Here is a 21,471-nt window from a genome sequence, read left to right as displayed (position 1 = left end):
GATGATTGCAGTGGTGTCGTCTTGCTTAGCCGTACCCGGCTTTTTTCTGATAAAAAACACTAGTTTTACTCCAAGGATTGCTGGGTCTCAGTCCTGTGGGTTAAGTTTCATATCGCAAAAACAGAATAAAATAGTTAATACGCCTCAGCACCGTCCGAGAAAAAAAGATTGGCTCTTCCAGAAGAGGGCCCGCAGCAAGCACCAAGCACTGGCCGAGTGCCTCAATGTGCAGATGCGGTCCGAGGCACTGGTAAGTCTTGCAGCCGGCACCCCGGTCAGGACTGCTTCAAGCCATAGCGGCTCCCCTCAAGTTTTCCCGGAACGCCATTTCCTCCAGTCCGTATTCTTCGCAGGCATCAATTACCGTGTGAAAGGGTGCGATCGGGCAGCCAGGGCAAAGCATTTGGCGGTTCATGAACTCGCCCGCGCAGGCGGGCCAATGATGGAACAGTTCCGAAAGCGGCAGGTCGGGATCGTCGAAATCGGGGCGGCGCATGGCGTGTCCTCCTTTTCCTGCATTTTGCTTGCAGCAATGCGCGCGGTCTTTGCGCTTCGACAATATCCATGGCGGTGCGCGGGTTTAGGCAGTTCCTATCCGCAACTGTACTCAGGACCGCGATATGTCAGAGATACTTACCAAGTCGCGGGCCAGGAACGTGTTCTACGGGGGCTCCTTGTTCTTCGTCGTCGTGTTCGTGGCCATGACCGCGCACAGCCACCGCTATATCACCCAAACATCAACCGCTGGCATGGAGCTGACCGACGAGGTGCGCCAGGGCAAGCATGTGTGGGAGCGCCACTCATGCATCAACTGCCACACGCTGCACGGCGAGGGCGCCTATTTCGCACCCGAAGTGGGCAATGTCATGACCCGCTGGGGTGTGCTGGACGACCCGGAAGGCGCCTATGAAATGCTGGACGGCTGGATGAAGTCGCAGCCTTCCGGCGTAGAGGGCCGCCGCCAGATGCCGTTCTTCGAGCTGACGGATGAAGAGACCAAGGCCTTGTCCGAATTCCTGCGCTGGGCGGATCAGACCGACACCCAGAACTGGCCGCCGAACGACGCGGGCTGAGGGGAGAAAAACAATGAAATATCAATCTCAAAAAGTGGCCTATGCCTACTTCATGGTAGCAATGGGCCTGTTTGCCATTCAGGTTCTGGGCGGTCTGCTGGCCGGCTGGATCTATGTCTGGCCAAACACGCTGAGCGAGCTTCTGCCGTTCAACATCGTTCGGATGCTGCACACCAACGCACTGGTGGTCTGGCTCTTGCTGGGCTTCTTTGGGGCCGCTTACTACCTGATCCCCGAGGAAAGCGAGCGTGAACTGTTCTCGGTGAAACTCGCCTATATCCAGCTGGCAATCCTGGTTGTCGGGACGCTCGGGGCGGTGGGGTCCTACCTTGTCGGCATCCATGGCGGGCGCGAGTTCTTGGAACAGCCCCTGTGGGTCAAGTTTGGTATTTTGGTCGCGGCGGTGATCTTCCTCGTGAACATCTCGCTGACCGTGCTGGCGGGCCGCAAGACCGCGATCACAAACATCCTGCTGATGGGCCTGTGGCTGCTGTCGCTCCTGTGGATCTTTGCATTCATCAACCCGGACAACCTGTCGCTCGACAAGATGTACTGGTGGTTCGTTGTCCACCTGTGGGTGGAAGCCACCTGGGAACTGGTGATGGCTGCGATCCTAGGCTACCTGATGCTGAAGCTGACCGGTGTTGACCGCGAGGTGGTGGAGAAATGGCTCTATGTCATCGTGGCGCTGGCACTGTTTTCCGGCATCCTCGGCACTGGCCACCACTTCTTCTGGATCGGCACCCCCGGGTACTGGCAGTGGATCGGCTCGATCTTCTCGACCCTGGAAGTGATCCCGTTCTTTGCGATGATGAGCTTTGCCTTCGTCATGGTGTGGAAAGGCCGCAAGAACCACCCGAACAAGGCGGCTCTGCTGTGGTCGCTGGGCGCCTCCACCGTTGCCTTCTTCGGCGCCGGCGTCTGGGGTTTCCTGCACACGCTGCACGGGGTGAACTACTATACCCACGGCACCCAGATCACTGCCGCTCACGGGCACCTGGCCTTCTACGGCGCCTATGTGGCGATGAACCTGGCGATGTTCACCTATGCGATGCCGCAATTGCGCAACCGCGACCCCTATAACCAGGTGCTGAACATGGCCTCCTTCTGGCTGATGACCGGCGGCATGGCCTTCATGACCTTTGTGCTGACCTTTGCCGGCACCATCCAGACCCACCTGCAACGCGTCATCGGCGACTACTATATGGATGTGCAGGACCAGCTCGGCATCTTCTACCTGATGCGTCTCGGCTCTGGCGTGGTGGTGGTCCTGGGTGCGCTCCTGTTCATCTACGCAACCGTCGTGGTCCGCCGCGAAGTCATCAAACCCGGCCCCGCGGCCGTACCGGGAGAGTAAGCCATGAACGCAATGAACATGCCTTCCGTGCCCTTCTACCGTCCCGCAGGCGATGAATGCACCGTCTTCGAGATGGCCCAAGCCAACGGTCTGCCCCTTCTTCTGAAGGGGCCCACCGGCTGCGGCAAGACGCGGTTCGTGGAACATATGGCAGCCCGGCTCGGGCTGCCCCTCCACACCGTTGCCTGCCACGACGACCTGTCGGCTGCCGACCTGATCGGGCGCTACTTGCTGAAGGGCGGGGAAACCGTCTGGGTCGATGGTCCGCTGACCCGCGCGGTGCGCGAGGGCGGCATCTGCTACCTCGATGAGGTGGTCGAAGCCCGCAAGGACGTGGCCGTGGTCTTGCACCCGCTGACCGACGACCGCCGCCGTCTGGTCATCGACCGCACCGGCGAGGAACTGGCCGCGCCCAAGCCATTCATGCTGGTCGCGAGCTACAACCCCGGCTACCAGAACATTCTGAAGAAGCTGAAGCCCTCGACCCGGCAGCGCTTCCTGTCGATCGGCTTCGACTTCCCGGAAGCCTCTGCCGAGACCGCGGTGGTTGCCTCTGAAAGCGGGCTGGACGAGGGCCGCTCCGCCGCGCTGGTGCGCCTGGCGGGCCATATCCGCAAACTCTCTGGCATGGACCTGGAGGAAGGTGTCTCTACCCGGCTGCTGATCTATGCCGCCACGCTGATTGCAAAGGGCATGGGCGTAGAGCGCGCGGTAGAGGCCGCCGTCATCGAACCCCTCAGCGACGAGGCTGATGTGCAGCAGGCGCTGCGCGACCTTGCCGCAAGCGTCTACGGGTGATGCCATGATCCACGCTCTCGACCTTCTGGAACCCGAAGAAACGGTTGGCAACCTGTGGCATGGCATGGCGACACGGATCGGTGCCGCAGAGGATGGGGCCGAGCACACCGTCCGGTTCGAGGACATGCGCGCCAGCGTGGCGGCCTTGTTCCGGGCGCTGGGCGGGGCCGGGGGCGTTGAGATCCAAGTAGCGCCTGCGGTGCTGTCGGACCATCGTCCGGACCGGCTGCGCCGCATCGGCACCCCTCGGGAAATGGTATATACCGCCAGTTTCGACGGCGAGCGCCTGCGCTTGCCGCCGGAAATGTCAGTCTTTCCCAGCCCGGAGCTGAACCGCAAGGCCTACTTGTGGCTGGCCGCAATGGCTGCCTCGATCGAATTGCCGGAACGCAACGAGGACCGCTATCAGGCCGATCAGCTGGAGATCGCTGCCAATGCCCGTGCTGCGGACAAAGTGTTTGCCGCCTGTCCTGGGCTGCGCTCTGCCTATGGCGCGTTCTGTGCCCATACCGCCGAGACCCGCAAACGCAACGGCCTGCCGCGTTCCGAAGCGCGGATCGAGCGCATGGTGCTGGATCAGATCGGCACCGACTGCCGCATTGCCGAGCCCTGCACCTGCACCGCGCCGCGCGGCTACCGGACTTATCAGCCGGTGCCGTTCTGGCTGCGCTTGGCCGTCCCGCAAGCGGGCAGGGGGGCAGCCCCCGCAGCGGACGAAGAAATGAAAACCCCTGGCCTGGCCGTTACTACCCGCAAGACGGCAAAGCGGCAGGACCAGGATCAGACCACCCGCAAGGACAGCTTCATCGTCCACCGGTTCGAGTCTATCCTGTCCTGGGCCGAAAGCCTGAACATCAACCGCATGGTCGACGACGACGACAACGAGAACGCCCAGAAGGCGGCGGAGGACCAGGACAACCTCACCCTCTCGCAGCACATGAAACGCGCGGCCTCGCGGCTGCGGATCTCGCTGGACCTGTCGCCCCAGGATGCTGAGCATGAGCGGCTGGCCGGGCAGTTCACCTATCCCGAATGGAACCACCGGCTGGGCAAGCACATGCCCGCCCATACTTGCGTGCTGGAGGCTGAGGGCAAACCGGCGGACAGCTTCCAGCCCGACCCGCGGCTCGTTACCCGCGTGCGCCGCCAGTTTGCGCCGCTGCACCCGCGCCGGGTAATGCTGCCGCGGCAGCTGGACGGCGACGAGCTGGATCTGGAAGCAGTGGTGAAATCCCATGTCGATCTGGCCTGCGGCCAGCAGGGCAGCGACCGGGTCTGGCAGGCCAGCCGCCCGATGGCCCGCGACCTGAGCGTGGCGGTGCTGATGGACTGCTCCCGCTCGACCGAGGCCACGGTCGGCGACCGCCCGGTGATCGAGACCGCACGCGAATCCCTTGCGGCTCTCGCAGGCGGCATTGCCACTGCGGGCGACCGTCTGGGCATCTGGAGTTTCTCCTCCCTGCGCCGGGACCGGGTGTTCGTGACCCGCGCCAAAGGGTTCGAGGACCCGATGTCAGAAGCGGTCACCGCCCGCATCGGCGGCTTCAAGCCCGGCCACTACACCCGCCTTGGCGCCGCGATCCGCCATGCCTCTGCCCAGCTTGCAGAAGAAGGTGCTGAACGCCGCCTGCTGTTGGTGCTGACCGATGGCAAGCCAAACGATCTGGATCACTATGAGGGCGTGCATGGCATCGAGGACAGCCGCATGGCGGTGCGCGAGGCCCGCGCCCTGGGGCAGTCGGTGCATGGCGTGGTGATCGACGCCGACGGGCAGGACTGGTTTGCCCGCATCTTCGGACGCGCGGGGTTCACCCTGCTGCCTGACCCTGACCGGCTGCCGCGCGCGCTGCCGGAAATCTATCAATCCCTGACCATGGAGCACTGAGATGAAACGCATTTTTTCTCTGGCCCTGCTGGCCCCCTCCAGCGCTTTTGCCGCCACGTTTGAGCGCCCGATCCCGCAGCCGCAGACTGAAACCGCAGAGTTCTGGTTCCTGGTAGGGTCCATCGCGCTGATTATCAGTCTGGGATTCGTTCAATATCTGGTGAGCCGGCGATGACACCGCAGCCTTCCTGGCGGCTGCTGGCAGCGCTTTACCCGTTCGGGGCGGGGGCCGCGGCGGTCAATATCTTCTTTGCCTCGCTGATTGCCAGCTGGATCGGCTGGCGGGTGCTGAGCCCTTATGAATCGGTGGCCTGGGGGCTGCTGCTGGGCCTGCCCCTGACGTTTGTCTTCGCCCGTCACATCGAACGCCTGAAACAGCAGGCGAACGGCGGCTGAACGCCTCCCGGCATGTAAAAATGGCCCTGCAGAGCAAGGCCTGGCACCGTTTAACATCAAAGGGAGACACAAGTGGCAAGGCGGCTGGTTTTGAGGGGGGAGCCGCCTTGCCGCGGGTTCAGCCGGCTGTTGGCAGCAGGCCGGCTTCCTCCGCTGCCTTCACCTCAGCCAGATCCGCCTCGCCGTCAGCGTTGGCGTCGATGGTTGCAAAGGTTTCCTCTGTCAGGTCGGGAAACGCCGCCTGCAGCTCTTCCAGCGAATAGGTGCCATTGCCGTCGGTATCGGCCTCGGTGATGGATTCCATCGCCGCCAGCGGTGATGCGGTCAAAGCAGCAAAGGCGGCAGCGGTCAGTGCGAAGGTTTTCATGTGAGACACTCCAATCATAGGTTCGGGTCTTCCAGCGGCCGCGGTGTTCCGCGTGCCGTGGCCTAGTGCTAGGCCGGGCCGGTGCAGGCTTCCACGCTCTTGCCGCAGGCAGAGAGTTTCAGGCACCAGGCTGCCGGAAAGGTCTGTTCTGCCCGGCGCATTGCCGCTCTGAATTCCTGCTGGTCCTTTCTCCGCTTATGCTGCTGAGCCCGCCCTGCAGGTTTTCGCCCGTTCAGCCGGGAGTTCTGCAAAAGAAGCCGTCATTGCGGCTTTTGCCGAAATCAGCAGAGGCCAGATGCAGAGGGGGCCCGGTGAGTCGCAGAGACAAGGCAAGTTTTACTGCTGCCGCGGAGAACGGGCGCCGCGGGCAGCTTTGCCTGGCAAGGGGGTAAGACCGGAAGTCAGCTGCCGGATCAGGACCTATTGCGAGGGGACCGCAAAGCCGCCGTTCAAGGCGCTGACAGCCAGCTCCGGGGCATTGTTGCGGGTTGCCATGCGCTCCAGATTGACGATGGTCGACAGCATGATGCGGTCGTGGCTCCAGTCGCTGGGGCGTTGCAGCAGCATCGCGGTCGCAAGCACAACCCCGGTCATCGCCAAAGAGACGGCGCCCCAGCCGAGCGAGTTCGGCCCCTGCGGTTGAACGGCCGTCACTGCGATGATACGCCGTTGCAGAGACGCGCCGCGGCGGGTTTCGCGGCGGTCTACCAGGGCCACTGCGGGGCTGCGGCGCATGAACAGCGCCGGGCTGCGTGCTGCATGGGCGCAGGCACGGATCAGGCATTCGCAATAGGAGCGCACATCGAAAGAGGGCCGCGCCATCAGCGCCTGATCGCAGGCGAACTCACGCAGCAGCCGCACCTCGCGGCGCCACAGGTAGAAGGCGGGGTTCCAGAACAGCAGCGGGCGCAGCATTTCCAGCAGGAACTCGCATTCGATGTCGCGCTGGCGGAAATGCTGCAATTCGTGCGCAATGGTCAGACGCAGGTCGCGCGGGTCATTCAGCAGTTGCGTGGGCAGGACCACATAGCGGCAAAACGGCCCGCGGGTGGAATAGGCGACGCGGATGTCATCAGACACCATCAGCTGCACCCGGCCAATGCGTTTCCAGATAAAGGCACCCGCCAGATTCTGGCGCAGCCGGAAGACGGAAACGGCAACATGCGCCAGGCAGATCAGCGCCCCGGCGGCAAACGCCGCTGCAAGGGCCTGTGCCCACAGCGGCTGCAGGCTGGTGAGGCCGCGCACCGCATCTTCGCGCAGGCCGAGGGTGGCCTCAAAAGTTCCGGCGCTCATGCTGACATTGCCCTGCAGATACTGGGAAACCAGCATGTCGGAGAAATTCGGCGGATGGGCGATGACAAAGCGCGTAAAGGCCAGGATCAGCAGCGGTGAGGCCGCCAGCAGCACCGTCATGCCGTTCAACAGCCGCAGCTGCGGCCGGTAGGCGCGCCCCAGAGAGCTGCGCGCCAGCGCCTTGCGGGCGGCGAACCACAAGAGGGTGCCCGCCAGCAGCAGAATATTCAGATCAATATAGGCATTCAGCAGAACATCAGCGTTCATTATCCCCCAGCCTTTCCTCCAAGAGCGCCCGCATCTCCTCGAGCATCTCGTCGGTCACATCCTCATCATCGACCAGCCGCGCCACCAATGCGGCGGGCGCGCCGTTGAAAAGCTTGCTCGAAAGGTTTTTCAGAGATGTTTTCTGATACTCTGCCTTGGGAACGGCGGGGCGGTACACCAGCGATCGGTCCTTGCGCTCGCTGGTCAGGAAGCCCTTCTGCTCCATGATCTTGAGAACCGTGGCCACCGAGGTGTAGGCGCGTTCCTGCATCTTGTTAAGCTCTGCCAGGATATCGCGCACGGTGCCGCCGCCCATGTCCCAGACCACGGTCATGAATTCCAGCTCAACCTCGGTCAGCAGGTAAGTGTCGTGTTTCTTGCGCATCGCCTCGGCAGTCCGGCTCATGTGATCGTTCCAGTCATGCTAGGGGAAGCAGGCTTCCGTGAAAACTATTTTTTTAGAAGATGCGCGGTGGCAGGGCATTTGTTGTCAAAATGTGCGCTGCCGCGCGAGTCTTCTCAGCAAGTTGCGGGGTGATGACCCAGTCTTATCGGTAGTGACTGGCGCACCGGTTTTGGGTTTTGGCTGAGACGGCCTTGAAGGGCAGGTTTGCCTTCAAGGCCTGTCTCAATGGTGTTTTGGTCTTACGCGTCAAGGGCAAGCCGCCTTTGGCGGGGCCTGCGGCCCCCTTGACCCGATCCGCGGGCGTCAGACCTTCCAGAAGCAGAAGATGCCCCATGCAATCGACAGCCCTAGCGGCCACCACAGCGGCATCCCCACCAGTCCCAGCCAGGCCAGGAAGATGTAGGAGGTGCCCAATAGGCTGATGAACAGCCGGTCGCCGCGGGTGGTGGTGAGGCCAAGCACGCCCTTGCGGGCCGCGCCGCCGGGGTGGCGGATTTCGGCGATGATCAGCACGCCGATGGCGCTGAAGATGCCGATGAACAACAGGGCAGTGGGCCAGGTCCAGGCCATCCATGAAAGCATTACACCCTCCCCATCGCGAAACCCTTCGCGATGTAGTTGCGGACAAACCAGATCACGATGGCGCCCGGAATGATTGTCAATGTGCCGGCCGCCGCCAGCAGCCCCAGTTCATAACCCGCGCTGGACGCGGTCTTGGTCATGGTTGCGGCAATCGGCTTGGCTGCAACCGCGGTCAGGGTCTTGGCCAGCAGCAGTTCCACCCAGGAGAACATGAAGCAGAAGAAGGCCGCCACACCCACGCCCGCCTTGATCGACGGCACAAAGATCGTCGCAAAGAAGCGCGGGAAAGAATAACCGTCAACGAATGCGGTTTCGTCCAGCTCTTTGGGCACGCCGCCCATGAAGCCCTCGAGGATCCAGACCGCCAGCGGAATGTTGAACAGGCAGTGCGCCAGGGCCACAGCCAGGTGGGTATCGAACAGCTCGACGGCGGAATAAAGCTGGAAGAACGGCAGCGCGAACACCGCGGCAGGCGCCATCCGGTTGGTCAAGAGCCAGAAGAACAGCTGCTTGTCGCCCAGGAACCGGTAGCGGCTGAAGGCGTAGGCCGCCGGCAGCGCCACCGCGATGGAGATCACCGTGTTGATCGACACGTAAAGGATCGAGTTGATGTAGCCCCAGTACCAGCTGGGATCGGTGAAGATGGTCTTGTAGTTGTCCAGCGTGAAGGTCTGCGGGAACAGCGAGAAGCCCGACAGGATTTCATTGGTCGTCTTGAAGCTCATCGCCACCAGCCAGTAGATCGGCAGCATCAGGAACAGGATATAGACGATGGGGACGATGGATCGTTTCTGCATCTGGATCCCTCCCTTAGTTCAGATCGTCCTTGGTCATCAGCGTGTAGAACAGCCAGGAGACCAGGAGCGTGATTGCAAAATAGATGAGCGACATGGCAGCGGCGGGGCCGAGGTCGAACTGGCCAAGCGCGATTTTCACCAGGTCGATCGACAACAGCGTGGTGGAGTTGCCGGGACCGCCCCCGGTCAGCACGAACGGCTCGGTGTAGATGTTGAAGCTGTCCATGAAGCGCAACAGGATGGCGATGGTCAGCACCGTCTTCATCTTCGGCAGCTGGATAAACCGGAACACCGCCCAGTTGGAGGCGCCGTCGATCTTGGCCGCCTGGTAATAGGCGTCGGGGATCGACACCAGCCCGGCATAGGCAAGCAGCACCACCAGCGAGGTCCAGTGCCAGACGTCCATGGTGACAATGGTCACCCAGGCCGCCACCGGATCCTGCGTCATGTCATAAGAGATGCCCAGCACATGGTTCAGGAAGTAGCCCAGCAGACCGATGTCAGGCAGGGTGAAGATGTTCCACATCGCGCCGACCACGTTCCACGGGATCAGCATCGGCAGCGCCATAAGCACCAGGCACACCGGCACCCAGAACCCCTTGCGCGGCATTGACAGCGCGATGGCGATGCCCAGCGGCACCTCGATGATCAGGATCAGGAAGGTGAACATGAACTGGCGGCCAAGCGCCGCGTGGAACCGGTCAGAGCGCAGGATCTGCTGGAACCAGTCCAGCCCCTGCCAGAAGAACACATTGTCGCCAAAGGTCTCCTGCACTGAGTAGTTGACCACCGTCATCATCGGAATGAGCGCGTTGAAGGCGACCAGCGCCAGCACCGGCAGGACAAAGAACCAGGCTTTCTGGTTTTCGGTTTTCATCAGGCTGCTCCTTGTTCGCCAGTGGCATTGGCCGGGGCGGTGGCAAGCCAGCCGTCCACGTAAAGCCGGGTCATGTCCTGGCGGAAGGCCAGATGCACGGCGCTGCCTTTTTCCGGTGCGGCGCCTTCGGTGACGGCGTTGATGCGGCAGCCGCCGGCCTCGCACTCCACCACCGTGTGGCGGCCGATGTCAGAGACCTTGGTGACCGTGGCAGGCAGGCCGTGGCCCGCCAGCGAGACGAATTCGGGACGGATGCCAATTTCAGTCTGGCCCTCCGCCGCGCCTTGAATGGGCCCCTCCAGCATGATCTGCTGGCCTGCAAACACAGCGGCGCCGTGCTGCAGCTCGCAAGGCAGGATGTTCATGCCCGGCGAGCCTATGAAATGGCCCACAAATGTATGCGCGGGGCGCTCGAACAGTTCCACCGGGGTGCCGATCTGCACCACTTCGCCCAGCTGCATCACCACCACCTGATCGGCGAATGTCAGCGCCTCGGTCTGGTCGTGGGTGACGTAGATCATTGTCGCCTTCACCCGCTGGTGCAGTTCCTTCAGCTTGGAGCGCAGTTTCCACTTCAGGTGCGGGTCGATCACGGTGAGCGGCTCGTCGAACATCACAACGTTGACGTCCTCGCGCACCAGGCCGCGGCCCATGGAGATCTTCTGTTTGTTGTCGGGGCTGAGGCCCGCCGCCTTCTGCTCCAGCATCTCGGTGACTTCGAGCATTTCGGCAATCGCCATCACCCGCTGGTGCACCGTGGCCTCGTCCCGGCCGCGGTTCCTGAGCGGGAAGGCCAGATTGTCATAGACCGTCATGGTGTCGTAGATCACCGGGAACTGGAACACCTGGGCGATGTTGCGCTGGTCCGGGGGCAGGGCGGTCACGTCCTTGCCATCAAACAGGATCTTTCCCTCGGACGGCACCAGCAGGCCCGAGATGATGTTCAAGAGGGTGGATTTGCCGCAGCCCGAGGGGCCGAGCAGCGCATAGGCGCCGCCGTCGGTCCAGTCGAGGTCGATTTCCTTCAGCGCGTAATCCGAGTCGGACTTAGGTGTCGAAAGATAGCTGTGGCGCAGTTTGGAGAGTGTTATTTTAGCCATTGATGCCTCACGCCGCGCGGCTGCCGTCGGGGGCAAAGAAATATGCCTGCGCGGGGTCCATGTAGAAGTCGTGCAGCTCACCCACCTGGTAAGGGTGGACGCCATGGGCCAAGGAGACCCAGCTGCCGGAGCCCATGTCGAAATGGGCAGAGCTCTCAGAGCCGGAAAGCTCCGTCACCTGCACCTGGCCCGACAGCTGCACATGGGCGCCGTTTTTCGCGACAGGCAGCACGTGGTGCGGGCGGATTGCAATGGTGTAGGTGCCATCCGCCAGACCGGCTGCATCGCCAGCCAGTTCCCAGGTGACGCCAGCGCCCAGCCGGGCCATGCTGCCCTGCTTGGTGATCTCGGCAGTGTTGATCGGCGGGTCGGAGAACACCCGCGCCGCATCGACGTTGCCGGGGTTGCGGTAGATCTCGGCGGTGGGGCCGAACTGGGTCACCTGGCCGTCGCGCATCAGTGCGGTCTTGCCGCCCAAGAGCAGCGCCTCTTCGGGCTCCGAGGTCGCATAGACCACCACCGCGCCGCGGCCTGCAAACAGTTCTGGCAGCTGGTCGCGCAGCTCCTCGCGCAGCTTGTAGTCGAGGTTGGCGAGCGGTTCGTCCAGGAACACCGCGCGGCTTTCCTTGGCAATTGCACGGGCCAGGGCGCAGCGCTGCTGCTGGCCGCCGGAAAGCTCATGCGGGCGGCGGTGCAGCATCGGCTTCAGCTGCAGGATCGCGGCAGCTTCCTCGACACGGGCCTCGATTTCCGACTTCGCCATGCCCGCCACCTTCAGCGGCGAGGCGATGTTTTCGAACACCGTCATATGCGGGTAGTTGATGAAGAACTGGTGCACCAGGCTGATGTTGCGCTTCTGGGTGCTGAGGCGGCTGACATCCTCGCCATCCATCAGCACCTGGCCGCTGGCCATCGGGTCGAGGCCCGCCATCAGTTTTATGAGTGAGGTCTTTCCGGAGCCGGTGGCGCCGAGGAGGACGTTGAAGTGACCGGGCTCCAGCAGCAGGGAAGTTTCCTTGATGTGCTGAATGGCGCCGACGCGCTTGGTCACACCCTTGAGTTCGAGTGCCATCTTGCTTTGACTTTCCGGCAGGCGGCCTGTTTGCGCCCGGGGCAGGGGCGCGCTGGGGTCTTGGGGAAAAAGGCCCCGGATGACGGGAAAGAGTCTCCGGGGCCTGATGCAGCCCGGCCAGATGATGGGGATCGCTGGCCGGACCGGGAGGAGGCCTTAGTTGGTTGCCCAGCGGGCCACCAGCTCGTCATAGTTGACGGTCTGGCCCTGCGGCTTCTCGTTCTCCAGCGGGGCTTTGGCGCCGCCATTGGCGTACCACCACTCCGCGTCTTTCTCTTCGTTCAGGCGCGGGCCGCAGCCGCCATAGACATTCGCCTGCTCGTCTGCACGCTGCATACGGCCCATGGTGATGTCCATTTCCTCGGCCAGACGGTCCATCGCTTCCTGCGGCGTGAAGGCGCCGGAGTTCACGTCACCGATCTGCTGCCACCAGATCTGGGCCAGCTTCGGGTAATCCGGAACGTTGATGCCGGTCGGCGACCATGCCACGCGGTCAGGTGAGCGGTAGAACTCGACCAGGCCGCCCAGCTTGGGTGCGCGCTCGGTGAAGCTCTCGTGGTTGACGGAAGAGTCGCGGATGAAGGTCAGGCCAACGTGCGATTTTTTCACGTCCACGGTCTTGGACACCACGAATTGGGCATAAAGCCAGGCAGCCTGTGCGCGGTCCAGCGGGGTGGACTTGAGGAAGGTCCAGGAACCCACGTCCTGATAACCGACCTTCTGGCCTTCTTCCCAGTAGGGGCCGTGCGGGCTGGGCGCCATCCGCCACAGCGGGTTGCCCTCGGCGTCGACGGTGTTGTTGCCTTCGGACTGGGGTTTCACCATGTCGGCGGTAAAGGCGGTGTACCAGAAAATCTGCTGTGCCACATTGCCCTGGGCCAGTGCCGGCAGCGACTGGTAGAAGTCATAGGACGCTGCGCCCGGAGGCGCGTATTTGCGCAGCCATTCGTCCCACTTGCGGATCGCATAGACCGCTGCCGGGCCGTTTGCCGCGCCGCCGCGGGTCACGCTGGCACCAGCCGGGTTGCAGGAGCCTTCTTCCATGCGGATGCCCCATTCGTCGATCGGCACGCCGTTCGGCTCACCCTTGGAGCCGGCACCGGCCATCGACAGCCAGGCATCGGTCATCCGCCAGCCGAGGTCCGGCGCGCGCTTGCCGTAATCCATGTGGCCATAGATCGCCGTGCCGTCGATTTCCTTGACCTGTTCGCTGAAGAACTCGGCGATGTCCTCATATGCGGACCAGTTGACCGGAACGCCCAGGTCATAGCCGTATTTTTCCTTGAACGCGGCCTGCAGGTCTTCGCGGTCGAACCAGTCCTTGCGGAACCAGTAGAGGTTCGCGAACTGCTGGTCGGGCAACTGGTACAGGTCGCCGTCCGGGCCGGTGGTGAACTGGGTGCCCATGAAGTCATCCAGATCGAGGCCGGGGTTGGTCACGTCCTTGAACTCGCCTGCCATCATGTCGGTCAGGTTGTACGCCAGCTGCAGGCGCGAGTGGGTGCCGATCAGGTCGGAGTCATTGACGTAGCCGTCATAGAGGTTCCGCTTGGTCTGCATCTGGGTCTGCACGGCCTGAACGACCTCGCCTTCACCCAGGATCTGGTGGTTCACCTTGATGCCGGTGATTTCTTCAAACGCTTTGGTCAGCACTTCGGATTCATAGCTATGCGTCGGAATGCCTTCCGACAGCACGTTGATCTCCATGCCTTTGTAAGGTTCAGCGGCCTTGATGAACCACTGCATCTCCGACAGCTGTTCATCCTTGGTCAAAGCCGACGGCTGGAACTCTTCATCAATCCATTTTTTGGCCGCCATTTCGTCGGCATAGCCAATTGATCCCGCAACCACCGCACAAACGGCTGCTGCGGAGAGAAGATACTTACGCATCTCTTCCTCCCTGAAAGTCTCTTGAGGCCAGCTGCACGTTGGCTGCACCTGACTGGCATAGAGCTTTCATAGGTTGGATTATGTTGTCAAACTAATTTTTTAGTAATGCGTAGCTTATTGAATTTGCTTGTTATTTGAGGCTTCAGTTGAGTGCAGCGGCGATGCCGCATTGCAGCATTTCCGGTTGTAACGCAACGGCAGTTTCTCCAAAGGCGGGATTTGAAAAAACAGTCGCCGCGGCTGGGCTTTGCGTCTAAGGAGGGCAGCATGACGCAAGACACCACATTCGAGATCTTCCTGACCGCACCGCCGGGGCTGGAACAGGCGCTGCTGGCCGAGGCCATGGAGCTGGGCTTTGCCGTGCCCAAGGCCGTGCCGGGCGGGGTCACGGTGCAGGGCAACTGGGCGGAGGTCCGGCGCGCCAACCTGTCGGTGCGCGGCGCGGCGCGGGTGCTGGCGCGGATCGGCGAATTCCGTGCCTTCCACCTGGCCCAGCTCGACAAACGGTCGCGCAAGTTTCCTTGGGGCGAGGTGCTGCGTCCGGATGTGCCGGTGAAGGTGGAGGTTTCCACCAACAAGAAGTCCAAGATCTACCACGCCGGCGCCGCTGCCCAGCGGGTGGAAAAGGCAATTGCCGAAACCCTCGGCGCCCCTGTCAGCAAAGACGCCGATCTGACTGTGAAGCTGCGCATCGAGGACAACCTCTGCGTCTTCAGCGTCGACACCTCGGGCGAGGGGCTGCACAAGCGCGGCCACAAATCCGCGGTCGGCAAGGCGCCGATGCGGGAAAACCTTGCCGCCATGTTCCTGCGCGAATGCGGTTACGACGGCACTGAGCCGGTGGTGGACCCGATGTGCGGTTCCGGCACCTTCGTGATCGAGGCCGCCGAGATCGCCAAGGGCCTGCAGCCCGGCCGCAGCCGCAGCTTTGCCTTTGAGCAGCTGGCAACTTTTGACGTGGACGCCTGGGCCGAAATGAAAAAACAAGGCGAGACGCGGGAAACGGACCTGCTGTTCCATGGCTCCGACCGCAATGCGGGCGCCGTGGAGATGGCCGCTGCCAATGCGGAGCGGGCGGGCGTGGCCGATTGCACCCGTTTTGCCCAGGCTGCGGTCAGCGACCTGCAACGCCCGGATGGCCCGCCGGGCCTGATCATCGTCAACCCGCCCTATGGCGCCCGGATCGGCAACAAGAAACTGCTCTATGCCCTTTACGGCGCGCTGGGGCAGGTGCTGACGGAGCGGTTTTCGGGCTGGCGCGTGGGTATCGTCACGTCGGAAACCAGCCTGGCCAAGGCAACCAATCTGCCGTTCCTGCCGTCCGGCGCACCCGTTGCACACGGCGGCCTGAAAATACGCCTGTTCAAGACAGGTCCGCTGCCCTGACGCGCGGCCGCCACGGCGGCTCATTTTGTGACGTGTGGTCTCTGTTTCCGGCCTGCTTCCGGCCCGGCTATGCTGCCGGGCGGAACAAAAGGGGAGAGCCATGCAGCAGGCCGAAGATTTCCGTTCAGAGAGCCGCGCCCTGGCAGCCATCCTTGAGGACCTGCCAGAAGCAGAGTTTCACAGCGAAACCCAGTTCAAGGGCTGGACCATTGATCATGTGCTGGGGCACCTGCATCTGTTCAACGCAGCGGCAGAAGCGTCTTTGCAGGGGGAGGCCGCCTTTGCCGCCTTCATCGCGCCGGTCCTGCGGGACATGCAGGCGGGCCGCTCCATCCTCGAATGCCAGTTTCCCTGGCTGGATGGCCTCAGCGGCCGGGCGCTGTTTGCGGCCTGGCAGGGCGGTGCGGAACGCTGTGCCGATGCTTTTGCCGCAGCGGACCCCAAGGCGCGGCTGAAATGGATCGGACCGGACATGAGCGCGCTCAGCTCGGTCACCGCCCGGCAGATGGAGACTTGGGCGCACGGGCAGGAGGTATTCGACCTCCTGGGGCATGAGCGGCAGGAGCAGGATCGCATCCGCAACATCGCGCATCTGGGGGTGGCCACCTATGGCTGGAGCTTCCACAACCGCGGTCTGGACGTGCCGGAGCCTGCGCCCTTTGTGCAGCTCACCGGGCCGTCGGGGGCGGTTTGGGAATGGAATGCTCCGCAGGATGAGGATTATGTCAAAGGCTCAGCGGTGGAGTTTGCCCAGGTTGTCACCCAAGTGCGCGGCTTTGCTGATACCGGTTTGCAGGTCTCCGGCACTGCTGCCGAATGCTGGATGCAAATCGCCCAGTGCTTTGCCGGCCCGGCAGAGAACCCGCCGTTGAAGGGAACACGGTACAGGGCCGGGCAGGCAACGCCACAGGCCGGATGAGGCAGCGGTCCCGCAGGCAGGGGTCTCCCGCCCGGCTTCCCCTTCCTGGCGGAAGGCTTCAGCCCGTTGGGCGTGGCGCCGCGCCTTGCGCGGCGCGGCGCCCAAGGCTGCCAAGGCCGCCCGGCGCAGCCGGTGGGCCTGCAGGCGCGGGAGTGCGCCGCTGAGCCTCCCGATAACGATGTGCTGCAGCAACGGGAGAGTTGGGCATGGCTTACGCCGCGGCCCAGGCCCTGGTCAGCCCTTCCAGCGTCATGCGCTGCGGGTCTGCCACTGTAACGGGCAGTCCCTGGGCTTTCAGCGCGGCGGAATAGACCGCCTGAAGCGGCGCATCGGCAAGCAGAGCCACATTCTGACCCAGCCAATAAGGCCGCGAGGCTGCCAGCTCCGCTCCAAGCAGCACCCCCCAGAGCCTGCCGCATATATCCTCTGCCGGCAGACGCCCCAGCCTGGCCTCTGCCTGGAGGGCTGCCAGCCGTGCCGCCAGCAGTTCCGGCTTGGCGATTCCATCCGCTGCCGCTGTGGTGAGCGCGGCCCCGCTGCAACCGGTATCAGCGTCCAAAGCCATCGGCTGCGTCACCGCAGCTGCGAGCTGTCCGGTCAGCGCGCTTTGGAAGCTCACCGCCTCCCTGGCACTGACCTGAACCCAATGGGTGACAGCGCTGCCGGGCAGGCAGACCACCCCATCCCAATCCGGGTTGAGCTGCACAAATCCGTGCAGCCGGGCTGCGGCCCCCTGGATCAGCCCGCATGGCGCAGGCTGGCTCAGCCCCGGCAGGGCATGGACGGTCAGCTCTTCCAGCTCCATTGCGGCCAAACGCGCTCCGGCAGGTGCGGCCGGCACGTTCAGCGGCGGCACCACGGAACTGCCGCCGAGAACCACGGGGTGCGCTTCGCCTGACCTTAACCGCCGCAATCCGGCAGCGAGTGCCGCAGGGCTGCTGTCCGGCAGTTCATGGACCTGCGCCGGACCTGCGGTCCCACCGGTTACATGCCAAGCGGTCAGTGCTGTTCCGTCCAGATTGGCGGCCAGCCACTTGGCGCCCTTGCCGGCAGGCTGAATCATCACCCTACGTCCTCTATTACCCCTGTGCCAAAGCTTATGGCCGCGAAACCGGAATCGGGCAAGTGCGCCGCCAGGCAGAGGCAGAGGCAGGGGGCAGAGATGTAAAGGCGCGCGGGCTGCCCGTGAACCCAAATGCCCGCGGTCACGCGAAATGCTGAAACTAAGGTGAGGAACGCACGAACGCCGTGTCCCCATTTCTAGGGAATTGCGGGCTGCACGGGCAATTGTCTATGAAATGGAAAGTCCATTCTTCGGACCTGTCTTTGCAAAGCCTTGCCATTTAACAGGCATTCCGGTGCTGTTGCGTAAAGAAAGCTTGCGTGAGGCAGTGCTTTGATTCCCGAAAGACTTCCCTTGCCGGGGAAACAATCCGCATATTTTTCAGCAATCGTTTCCTCGTTTTCCCGGCGGAACACGTGTTTCCGGTACATTTTGCGGTGAAATGAAAATTTTGCGCGCAATTGTCTAAATATGTCCTAATTAAGGCGGAGTGCAGGATTGCACCGCAGCCGTTTATTTGAGGCTGCCGAAAGAAAAAGGCGCGGGCGCGTGGGGGCGCGCCCCGTTTCGAACCTGAAAATCAGTAACGGCAATCCGCGGCTTCAGGTTCGCGGACTGTCTGGGTGAATTGTGCAAGCCCGCCGTTTCAAGCGGCGGCCCGGCCGTGGGGACTGGCTGGAGTGAGGGGATGTGGAATGAGAGATGCGGCTTCCGGAGGGGCGGGGCTGTCCTTTGTGCGGGTTGAGGTCGAGGGAAGGCTGGCGTCGAAGGCCGTCGCTTTCCTCCGTCCGCTGCACATGCAGCCGGCAAATGTGAATTCTGCCTTGAACAGTTTTGCGCCGGCGGGTCAGGCCGGCTGGAGCGCAGAGGGGCGCACAGGCGGGGCCTACACAGCAAGCGGCAAGCGGGTCCTTGACCTATTGATGGTGCTGTTGAGCCTGCCGGTAGTCCTTCCGCTTATTGCCGTGTGTGCAGCGGCGCTTTGGCTTGAGGGCGGGAGACCGTTTTACACTCAGGCCCGGCTTGGCCGCGGCGGACAGAGGTTCTGCATCTTGAAGCTGCGCACCATGGTGCGCGATGCCGATCAGCTGCTGCAGCACTACCTCGACACGGATCCGGCGCTGCGCCAGGAATGGGACGAGACCCAAAAGCTTAAGAACGATCCGCGGATCACCCGTGTCGGCCGTTTTCTGCGCGCAACGTCGCTGGACGAACTGCCGCAGCTGTGGAACGTCGCGAAGGGTGACATGAGCCTGGTCGGCCCGCGCCCAATGATGCCAGACCAGCTTCCGCTTTATGGTGATGCGCGTGCCTATTTTGACCTGCGGCCGGGAATTACGGGCGTCTGGCAGGTGTCCGTGCGCAACGAAGGCAGTTTCGCAAGCCGTGCCCGGGCGGATGCAGATTACCGGCGCGGCCTGTCGCTTGCCGGGGATCTGGTGCTGATCTGGCGAACAGCCGGAGTGGTGCTGAAGGGGACGGGGTATTAACACCTTTCTGGTATGCTGTGTCGGCGTCCCGCCTGCTGGCATCAGACTGTCCGGCCATTGCAGGGAGCACGGTTATGAAGCATTTTGCTGTGTCAGGGGCCATCACCGCCAGTCCGGTGCGTGGCACCCGGAAGTTGGAGAAGGATGACGAGAACGGCATGAGCGAGCAAGGGTTCAAGAGGTTCCGCCGCCGCCGTGCCCCGGCGGAAGCTGCACCCGCGGCTTCCGGTGAGCCGCGGCAGCGCCCCTTGGAAGCGCCCGTTTCGGCTGGTACCGCTCAACTGCCTGCCACTTTGCCGGAACCCTGGGAGCGAATCCGGCAAGTTCCATTCCTGAACACTGCGGAACAAAAGCTGCGGTTGCCGCTTGTCAGCCGCTTTCGCTCTGCGCCTGCTGCCAAATCCTTTGATCTGCTCCGCACCCGGCTTTCGCACACTCTGCGGGCACGCGGGTGGAAACGGGTTGCGGTGACCGCCCCGCTGTCGGGTTGCGGCAGCACCTTCTCTGCCGTCAACCTCGCGCTCAGCCTGGCCCGGGTTCCCGGCAGCCGCACCGTGCTGATGGATCTGAACTTCCGGCACCCTGGGGTTGCACAGGCCATGGGGATCCAGGCCGCTGCTGACATGGGGGCGTTTCTGTCCGGTGACATTCAAATGGAAGATCAGCTGCTGCGCCCTCTGCCGTCGCTGGCTGTCGGACTGAACAGCGCCAAGGATCAGGATGCAGCCGAAATCCTGCACAGCCGAAGCTGCAGCGCAGCGGTGGACGACTTGATGCTGCGCAGCGGTGCTGACACCGCGCTATTCGACCTGCCCCCGGTGCTGGAGCATGACGATACCGCCGCCTTTCTGCCTCAGGTGGACGGCGTGCTGCTGATTTCTGACGGCACCAGCAGCACTGCGGCGCATTTGGCCGCCTGCGAGAAGATGCTTGCTGGCCATACCGAGCTGCTGGGCGTGGTTCTGAACCGCGCGCGCAAGTCGGAAAGCCCGCTGAACTGAGCGCTGATACGCCATAGTTTCGCCCGGTTGCTATGGTGTAAGATCAGGCATGGCAGCATCCTGTGCGGCTTGATCTAATTGGAACGGCCGGGGATCCCGGCGGCATGAGAGCAGACAGATGGGGCCGATCTACTCACTGGGCGATTTTCTCGACATGGTGCGGCGCAGGCTGTTCACCATCTTTTGCGTGTTTGTCTTCGGCTGTCTGATGTCACTGTGGTTCGCCGCCAGCCAGCAGCATGAATACGAAACAGCAGAGGTGCTTCAGATCACCCAGCCGCAAATCGCTGGAGAATTGGCCAAATCCACGGTCGAAGGCTCCTCGGCGCGGCGCATGCAGCTGATTGAGCAGCGGCTGATGGCCCGTGGGACATTGCTGGAAATAATCGGGAAATTCGGCCTGTATGCGGATCAGGACTCCCTGACTGAATTGCAGAAAGTGGTGCAGCTGCGGACAGCAGTGCAGATCACCGGTGTTGCGGCCGCCCGCGAAGGCTTCGCCGATGACGGTACAATTTCGGTGCTGACCATCACTGCCCGGATGCCCACAGCGGAACAGGCGCAGCAGGTTGCCAGCGAGTTCGGCCGCCGCACGGTTGAACTCAGCATGTCAACCCGCATTGACCAGGCCCGGGAAACCCTCAGATTCTTTGTTCAGAAGGAAGCGGCCTTGGCGGATCAGGTTGCGGCGCTGGAGGATGAGATTGCCGCTTACCGCAACGCAAACGACGTGACCCTGCCCGGAACCATCGAGTTCCGCAGGGCTGAGATTGCCGCGATGAACGAGGGCCTTCTGGAAATTGCCCGCGAGCGGATCGAGATCCGCCGTGCAGCCGACCGTGCCCAGTCGACAGAGCGCGCTGCCACTGCCCGCCGTCTGCAGGAGGAGGCCGAACAGCAGCTTGCGACGCTGGACGCGCAAGAGGCGTTGCTGACACGGCGCAGAGCCGGGCTGGAGGCTTCCTTGCAGACAACCCCGGAAGTCGAGCGTCAGCTCGGAGCATATGACCGCCGGCTGGAGCAATTGCAGGGCGAACTGGCGCAGATGACTGCGCGCCGCAATGAGGCGGAGGTCGGTTTCCGGCTGGAGGCCAGCCATCAGGCAGAGCGCCTGACAGTGATCGAACCGGCGCCGCTGCCGGACTACCCGGTGACCGGCGCCCGCAAAACCAAGGCGCTGATGGGGGCCGCGGCCAGTGCCGTTCTGGCCTTACTGGCAGCCTTCCTGCTGGAGCTGCGCCACCCGGTGCTGCGCACCGCCGCGCAGATGGAGCGTGAAACCGGCCTGATGCCCGTGGTTTCCATCCCGGTGATGGACACCCGCCCGCCGCGCCGCGGGTGGTTCCGGCGCAAGGCCTAGACGTTGTTGGGTGTCTGCCCCGGCGGTAAACCTGCAGAGGGCGCCGCTTCCGCCCAAGGCTGTCCCCATCTTCGGGCAATAATCCAGGT

At 62.9% G+C, this 21,471-nt stretch carries 22 protein-coding genes; 11 read left to right on the top strand and 11 right to left on the bottom strand.

The window, feature by feature from the left end; all coding sequences use genetic code 11:
- Window positions 1-286: 286 nt before the first annotated feature.
- On the bottom strand, window positions 287-496 hold the full coding sequence (locus tag N6L27_RS06205; protein ID WP_271906356.1) for a hypothetical protein: 210 nt from the start codon (window positions 494-496) through the stop codon (window positions 287-289).
- Between the two features lie 124 nt (window positions 497-620).
- On the opposite strand from N6L27_RS06205, the gene N6L27_RS06200 reads away from it, so the two are divergent.
- Genes N6L27_RS06200 through N6L27_RS06175 form a run of 6 tightly spaced genes read left to right on the top strand, consistent with a single transcriptional unit; the run spans window position 621 to window position 5,509 of the window.
- Window positions 621-1,073, top strand: a complete 453-nt coding sequence (locus N6L27_RS06200; RefSeq protein ID WP_271906355.1) for a c-type cytochrome — start codon at window positions 621-623, stop codon at window positions 1,071-1,073.
- Between the two features lie 13 nt (window positions 1,074-1,086).
- Window positions 1,087-2,430, top strand: a complete 1,344-nt coding sequence (locus N6L27_RS06195; protein WP_271906354.1) for a cbb3-type cytochrome c oxidase subunit I — start codon at window positions 1,087-1,089, stop codon at window positions 2,428-2,430.
- A gap of 3 nt (window positions 2,431-2,433) precedes the next feature.
- On the top strand, window positions 2,434-3,228 hold the full coding sequence (locus tag N6L27_RS06190; protein ID WP_271906353.1) for a CbbQ/NirQ/NorQ/GpvN family protein: 795 nt from the start codon (window positions 2,434-2,436) through the stop codon (window positions 3,226-3,228).
- A gap of 4 nt (window positions 3,229-3,232) precedes the next feature.
- Window positions 3,233-5,113, top strand: a complete 1,881-nt coding sequence (locus N6L27_RS06185) for a nitric oxide reductase activation protein NorD (protein WP_271906352.1) — start codon at window positions 3,233-3,235, stop codon at window positions 5,111-5,113.
- Window position 5,114: 1 nt separating this feature from the next.
- The gene (locus tag N6L27_RS06180) at window positions 5,115-5,288 is read left to right on the top strand and encodes a hypothetical protein (protein WP_271906351.1); all 174 of its coding nucleotides are present in this window, start codon (window positions 5,115-5,117) and stop codon (window positions 5,286-5,288) included.
- Complete coding sequence (locus N6L27_RS06175; protein WP_271906350.1) at window positions 5,285-5,509, top strand: NnrT protein; 225 nt, start codon at window positions 5,285-5,287, stop codon at window positions 5,507-5,509. Before N6L27_RS06180 ends, N6L27_RS06175 begins: the two co-directional genes overlap by 4 nt.
- Before the next feature lie 118 nt (window positions 5,510-5,627).
- Here the strand turns inward: N6L27_RS06175 and N6L27_RS06170 are convergent, their stop codons facing one another.
- The 9 genes from N6L27_RS06170 to N6L27_RS06130 all read right to left on the bottom strand — a co-directional run bounded on the left by N6L27_RS06170 (window position 5,628) and on the right by N6L27_RS06130 (window position 14,163).
- Window positions 5,628-5,876 carry an EF-hand domain-containing protein gene (locus N6L27_RS06170; RefSeq protein WP_271906349.1) on the bottom strand — a complete coding sequence of 83 codons (249 nt, stop codon included), beginning with the start codon at window positions 5,874-5,876 and terminating at the stop codon, window positions 5,628-5,630.
- 420 nt (window positions 5,877-6,296) lie between these two features.
- A complete protein-coding gene (locus tag N6L27_RS06165; protein ID WP_271906348.1) occupies window positions 6,297-7,439 on the bottom strand; it encodes a M56 family metallopeptidase in 1,143 nt (380 codons plus the stop codon).
- Complete coding sequence (locus tag N6L27_RS06160) at window positions 7,429-7,845, bottom strand: BlaI/MecI/CopY family transcriptional regulator (RefSeq protein WP_271906347.1); 417 nt, start codon at window positions 7,843-7,845, stop codon at window positions 7,429-7,431. The genes N6L27_RS06165 and N6L27_RS06160 overlap by 11 nt, the downstream gene beginning before the upstream one ends.
- Window positions 7,846-8,148: 303 nt before the next feature.
- Window positions 8,149-8,427, bottom strand: a complete 279-nt coding sequence (locus N6L27_RS06155; protein ID WP_039150888.1) for a DUF2160 domain-containing protein — start codon at window positions 8,425-8,427, stop codon at window positions 8,149-8,151.
- A complete protein-coding gene (locus tag N6L27_RS06150) occupies window positions 8,427-9,224 on the bottom strand; it encodes a carbohydrate ABC transporter permease (RefSeq protein WP_260016048.1) in 798 nt (265 codons plus the stop codon). The genes N6L27_RS06155 and N6L27_RS06150 overlap by 1 nt, the downstream gene beginning before the upstream one ends.
- Before the next feature lie 13 nt (window positions 9,225-9,237).
- Window positions 9,238-10,101, bottom strand: coding sequence for a carbohydrate ABC transporter permease (locus tag N6L27_RS06145; protein WP_271906346.1), 864 nt, complete (start codon window positions 10,099-10,101; stop codon window positions 9,238-9,240).
- The gene (locus tag N6L27_RS06140; protein WP_271906345.1) at window positions 10,101-11,201 is read right to left on the bottom strand and encodes an ABC transporter ATP-binding protein; all 1,101 of its coding nucleotides are present in this window, start codon (window positions 11,199-11,201) and stop codon (window positions 10,101-10,103) included. Before N6L27_RS06140 ends, N6L27_RS06145 begins: the two co-directional genes overlap by 1 nt.
- 7 nt (window positions 11,202-11,208) lie before the next feature.
- Window positions 11,209-12,273 carry an ABC transporter ATP-binding protein gene (locus N6L27_RS06135; RefSeq protein ID WP_271906343.1) on the bottom strand — a complete coding sequence of 355 codons (1,065 nt, stop codon included), beginning with the start codon at window positions 12,271-12,273 and terminating at the stop codon, window positions 11,209-11,211.
- Between the two features lie 156 nt (window positions 12,274-12,429).
- Window positions 12,430-14,163 (bottom strand): ABC transporter substrate-binding protein, encoded by a 1,734-nt coding sequence (locus N6L27_RS06130; RefSeq protein WP_039183568.1) that lies wholly within the window; start codon window positions 14,161-14,163, stop codon window positions 12,430-12,432.
- Window positions 14,164-14,430: 267 nt separating this feature from the next.
- Between N6L27_RS06130 and N6L27_RS06125 the strand changes: the two genes are divergently transcribed.
- On the top strand, window positions 14,431-15,549 hold the full coding sequence (locus tag N6L27_RS06125; protein WP_271906342.1) for a THUMP domain-containing class I SAM-dependent RNA methyltransferase: 1,119 nt from the start codon (window positions 14,431-14,433) through the stop codon (window positions 15,547-15,549).
- Between the two features lie 100 nt (window positions 15,550-15,649).
- Window positions 15,650-16,468, top strand: coding sequence for a TIGR03084 family metal-binding protein (locus N6L27_RS06120; protein ID WP_271906341.1), 819 nt, complete (start codon window positions 15,650-15,652; stop codon window positions 16,466-16,468).
- Between the two features lie 211 nt (window positions 16,469-16,679).
- Here the strand turns inward: N6L27_RS06120 and N6L27_RS06115 are convergent, their stop codons facing one another.
- Complete coding sequence (locus N6L27_RS06115; protein ID WP_271906340.1) at window positions 16,680-17,531, bottom strand: 2-dehydro-3-deoxygalactonokinase; 852 nt, start codon at window positions 17,529-17,531, stop codon at window positions 16,680-16,682.
- 797 nt (window positions 17,532-18,328) lie between these two features.
- On the opposite strand from N6L27_RS06115, the gene N6L27_RS06110 reads away from it, so the two are divergent.
- The 3 genes from N6L27_RS06110 (at window position 18,329) to N6L27_RS06100 (ending at window position 21,382) form a co-directional block, all read left to right on the top strand.
- Window positions 18,329-19,021, top strand: a complete 693-nt coding sequence (locus N6L27_RS06110; RefSeq protein WP_442915736.1) for a sugar transferase — start codon at window positions 18,329-18,331, stop codon at window positions 19,019-19,021.
- A gap of 74 nt (window positions 19,022-19,095) precedes the next feature.
- Entirely contained in the window at window positions 19,096-20,022 is a 927-nt protein-coding gene (locus tag N6L27_RS06105) for a CpsD/CapB family tyrosine-protein kinase (RefSeq protein WP_271906338.1), read from the top strand.
- 118 nt (window positions 20,023-20,140) lie between these two features.
- Window positions 20,141-21,382, top strand: a complete 1,242-nt coding sequence (locus tag N6L27_RS06100) for a DUF874 domain-containing protein (RefSeq protein ID WP_271906337.1) — start codon at window positions 20,141-20,143, stop codon at window positions 21,380-21,382.
- Window positions 21,383-21,471 lie beyond the last annotated feature (89 nt).

The organism is Leisingera sp. SS27, from assembly GCF_028368855.1.
Classification (GTDB): Bacteria; Pseudomonadota; Alphaproteobacteria; order Rhodobacterales; family Rhodobacteraceae; genus Leisingera.
Note: the sequence above shows the minus strand (reverse complement) of the source record. Positions and strands in the feature narration are given on the sequence as shown.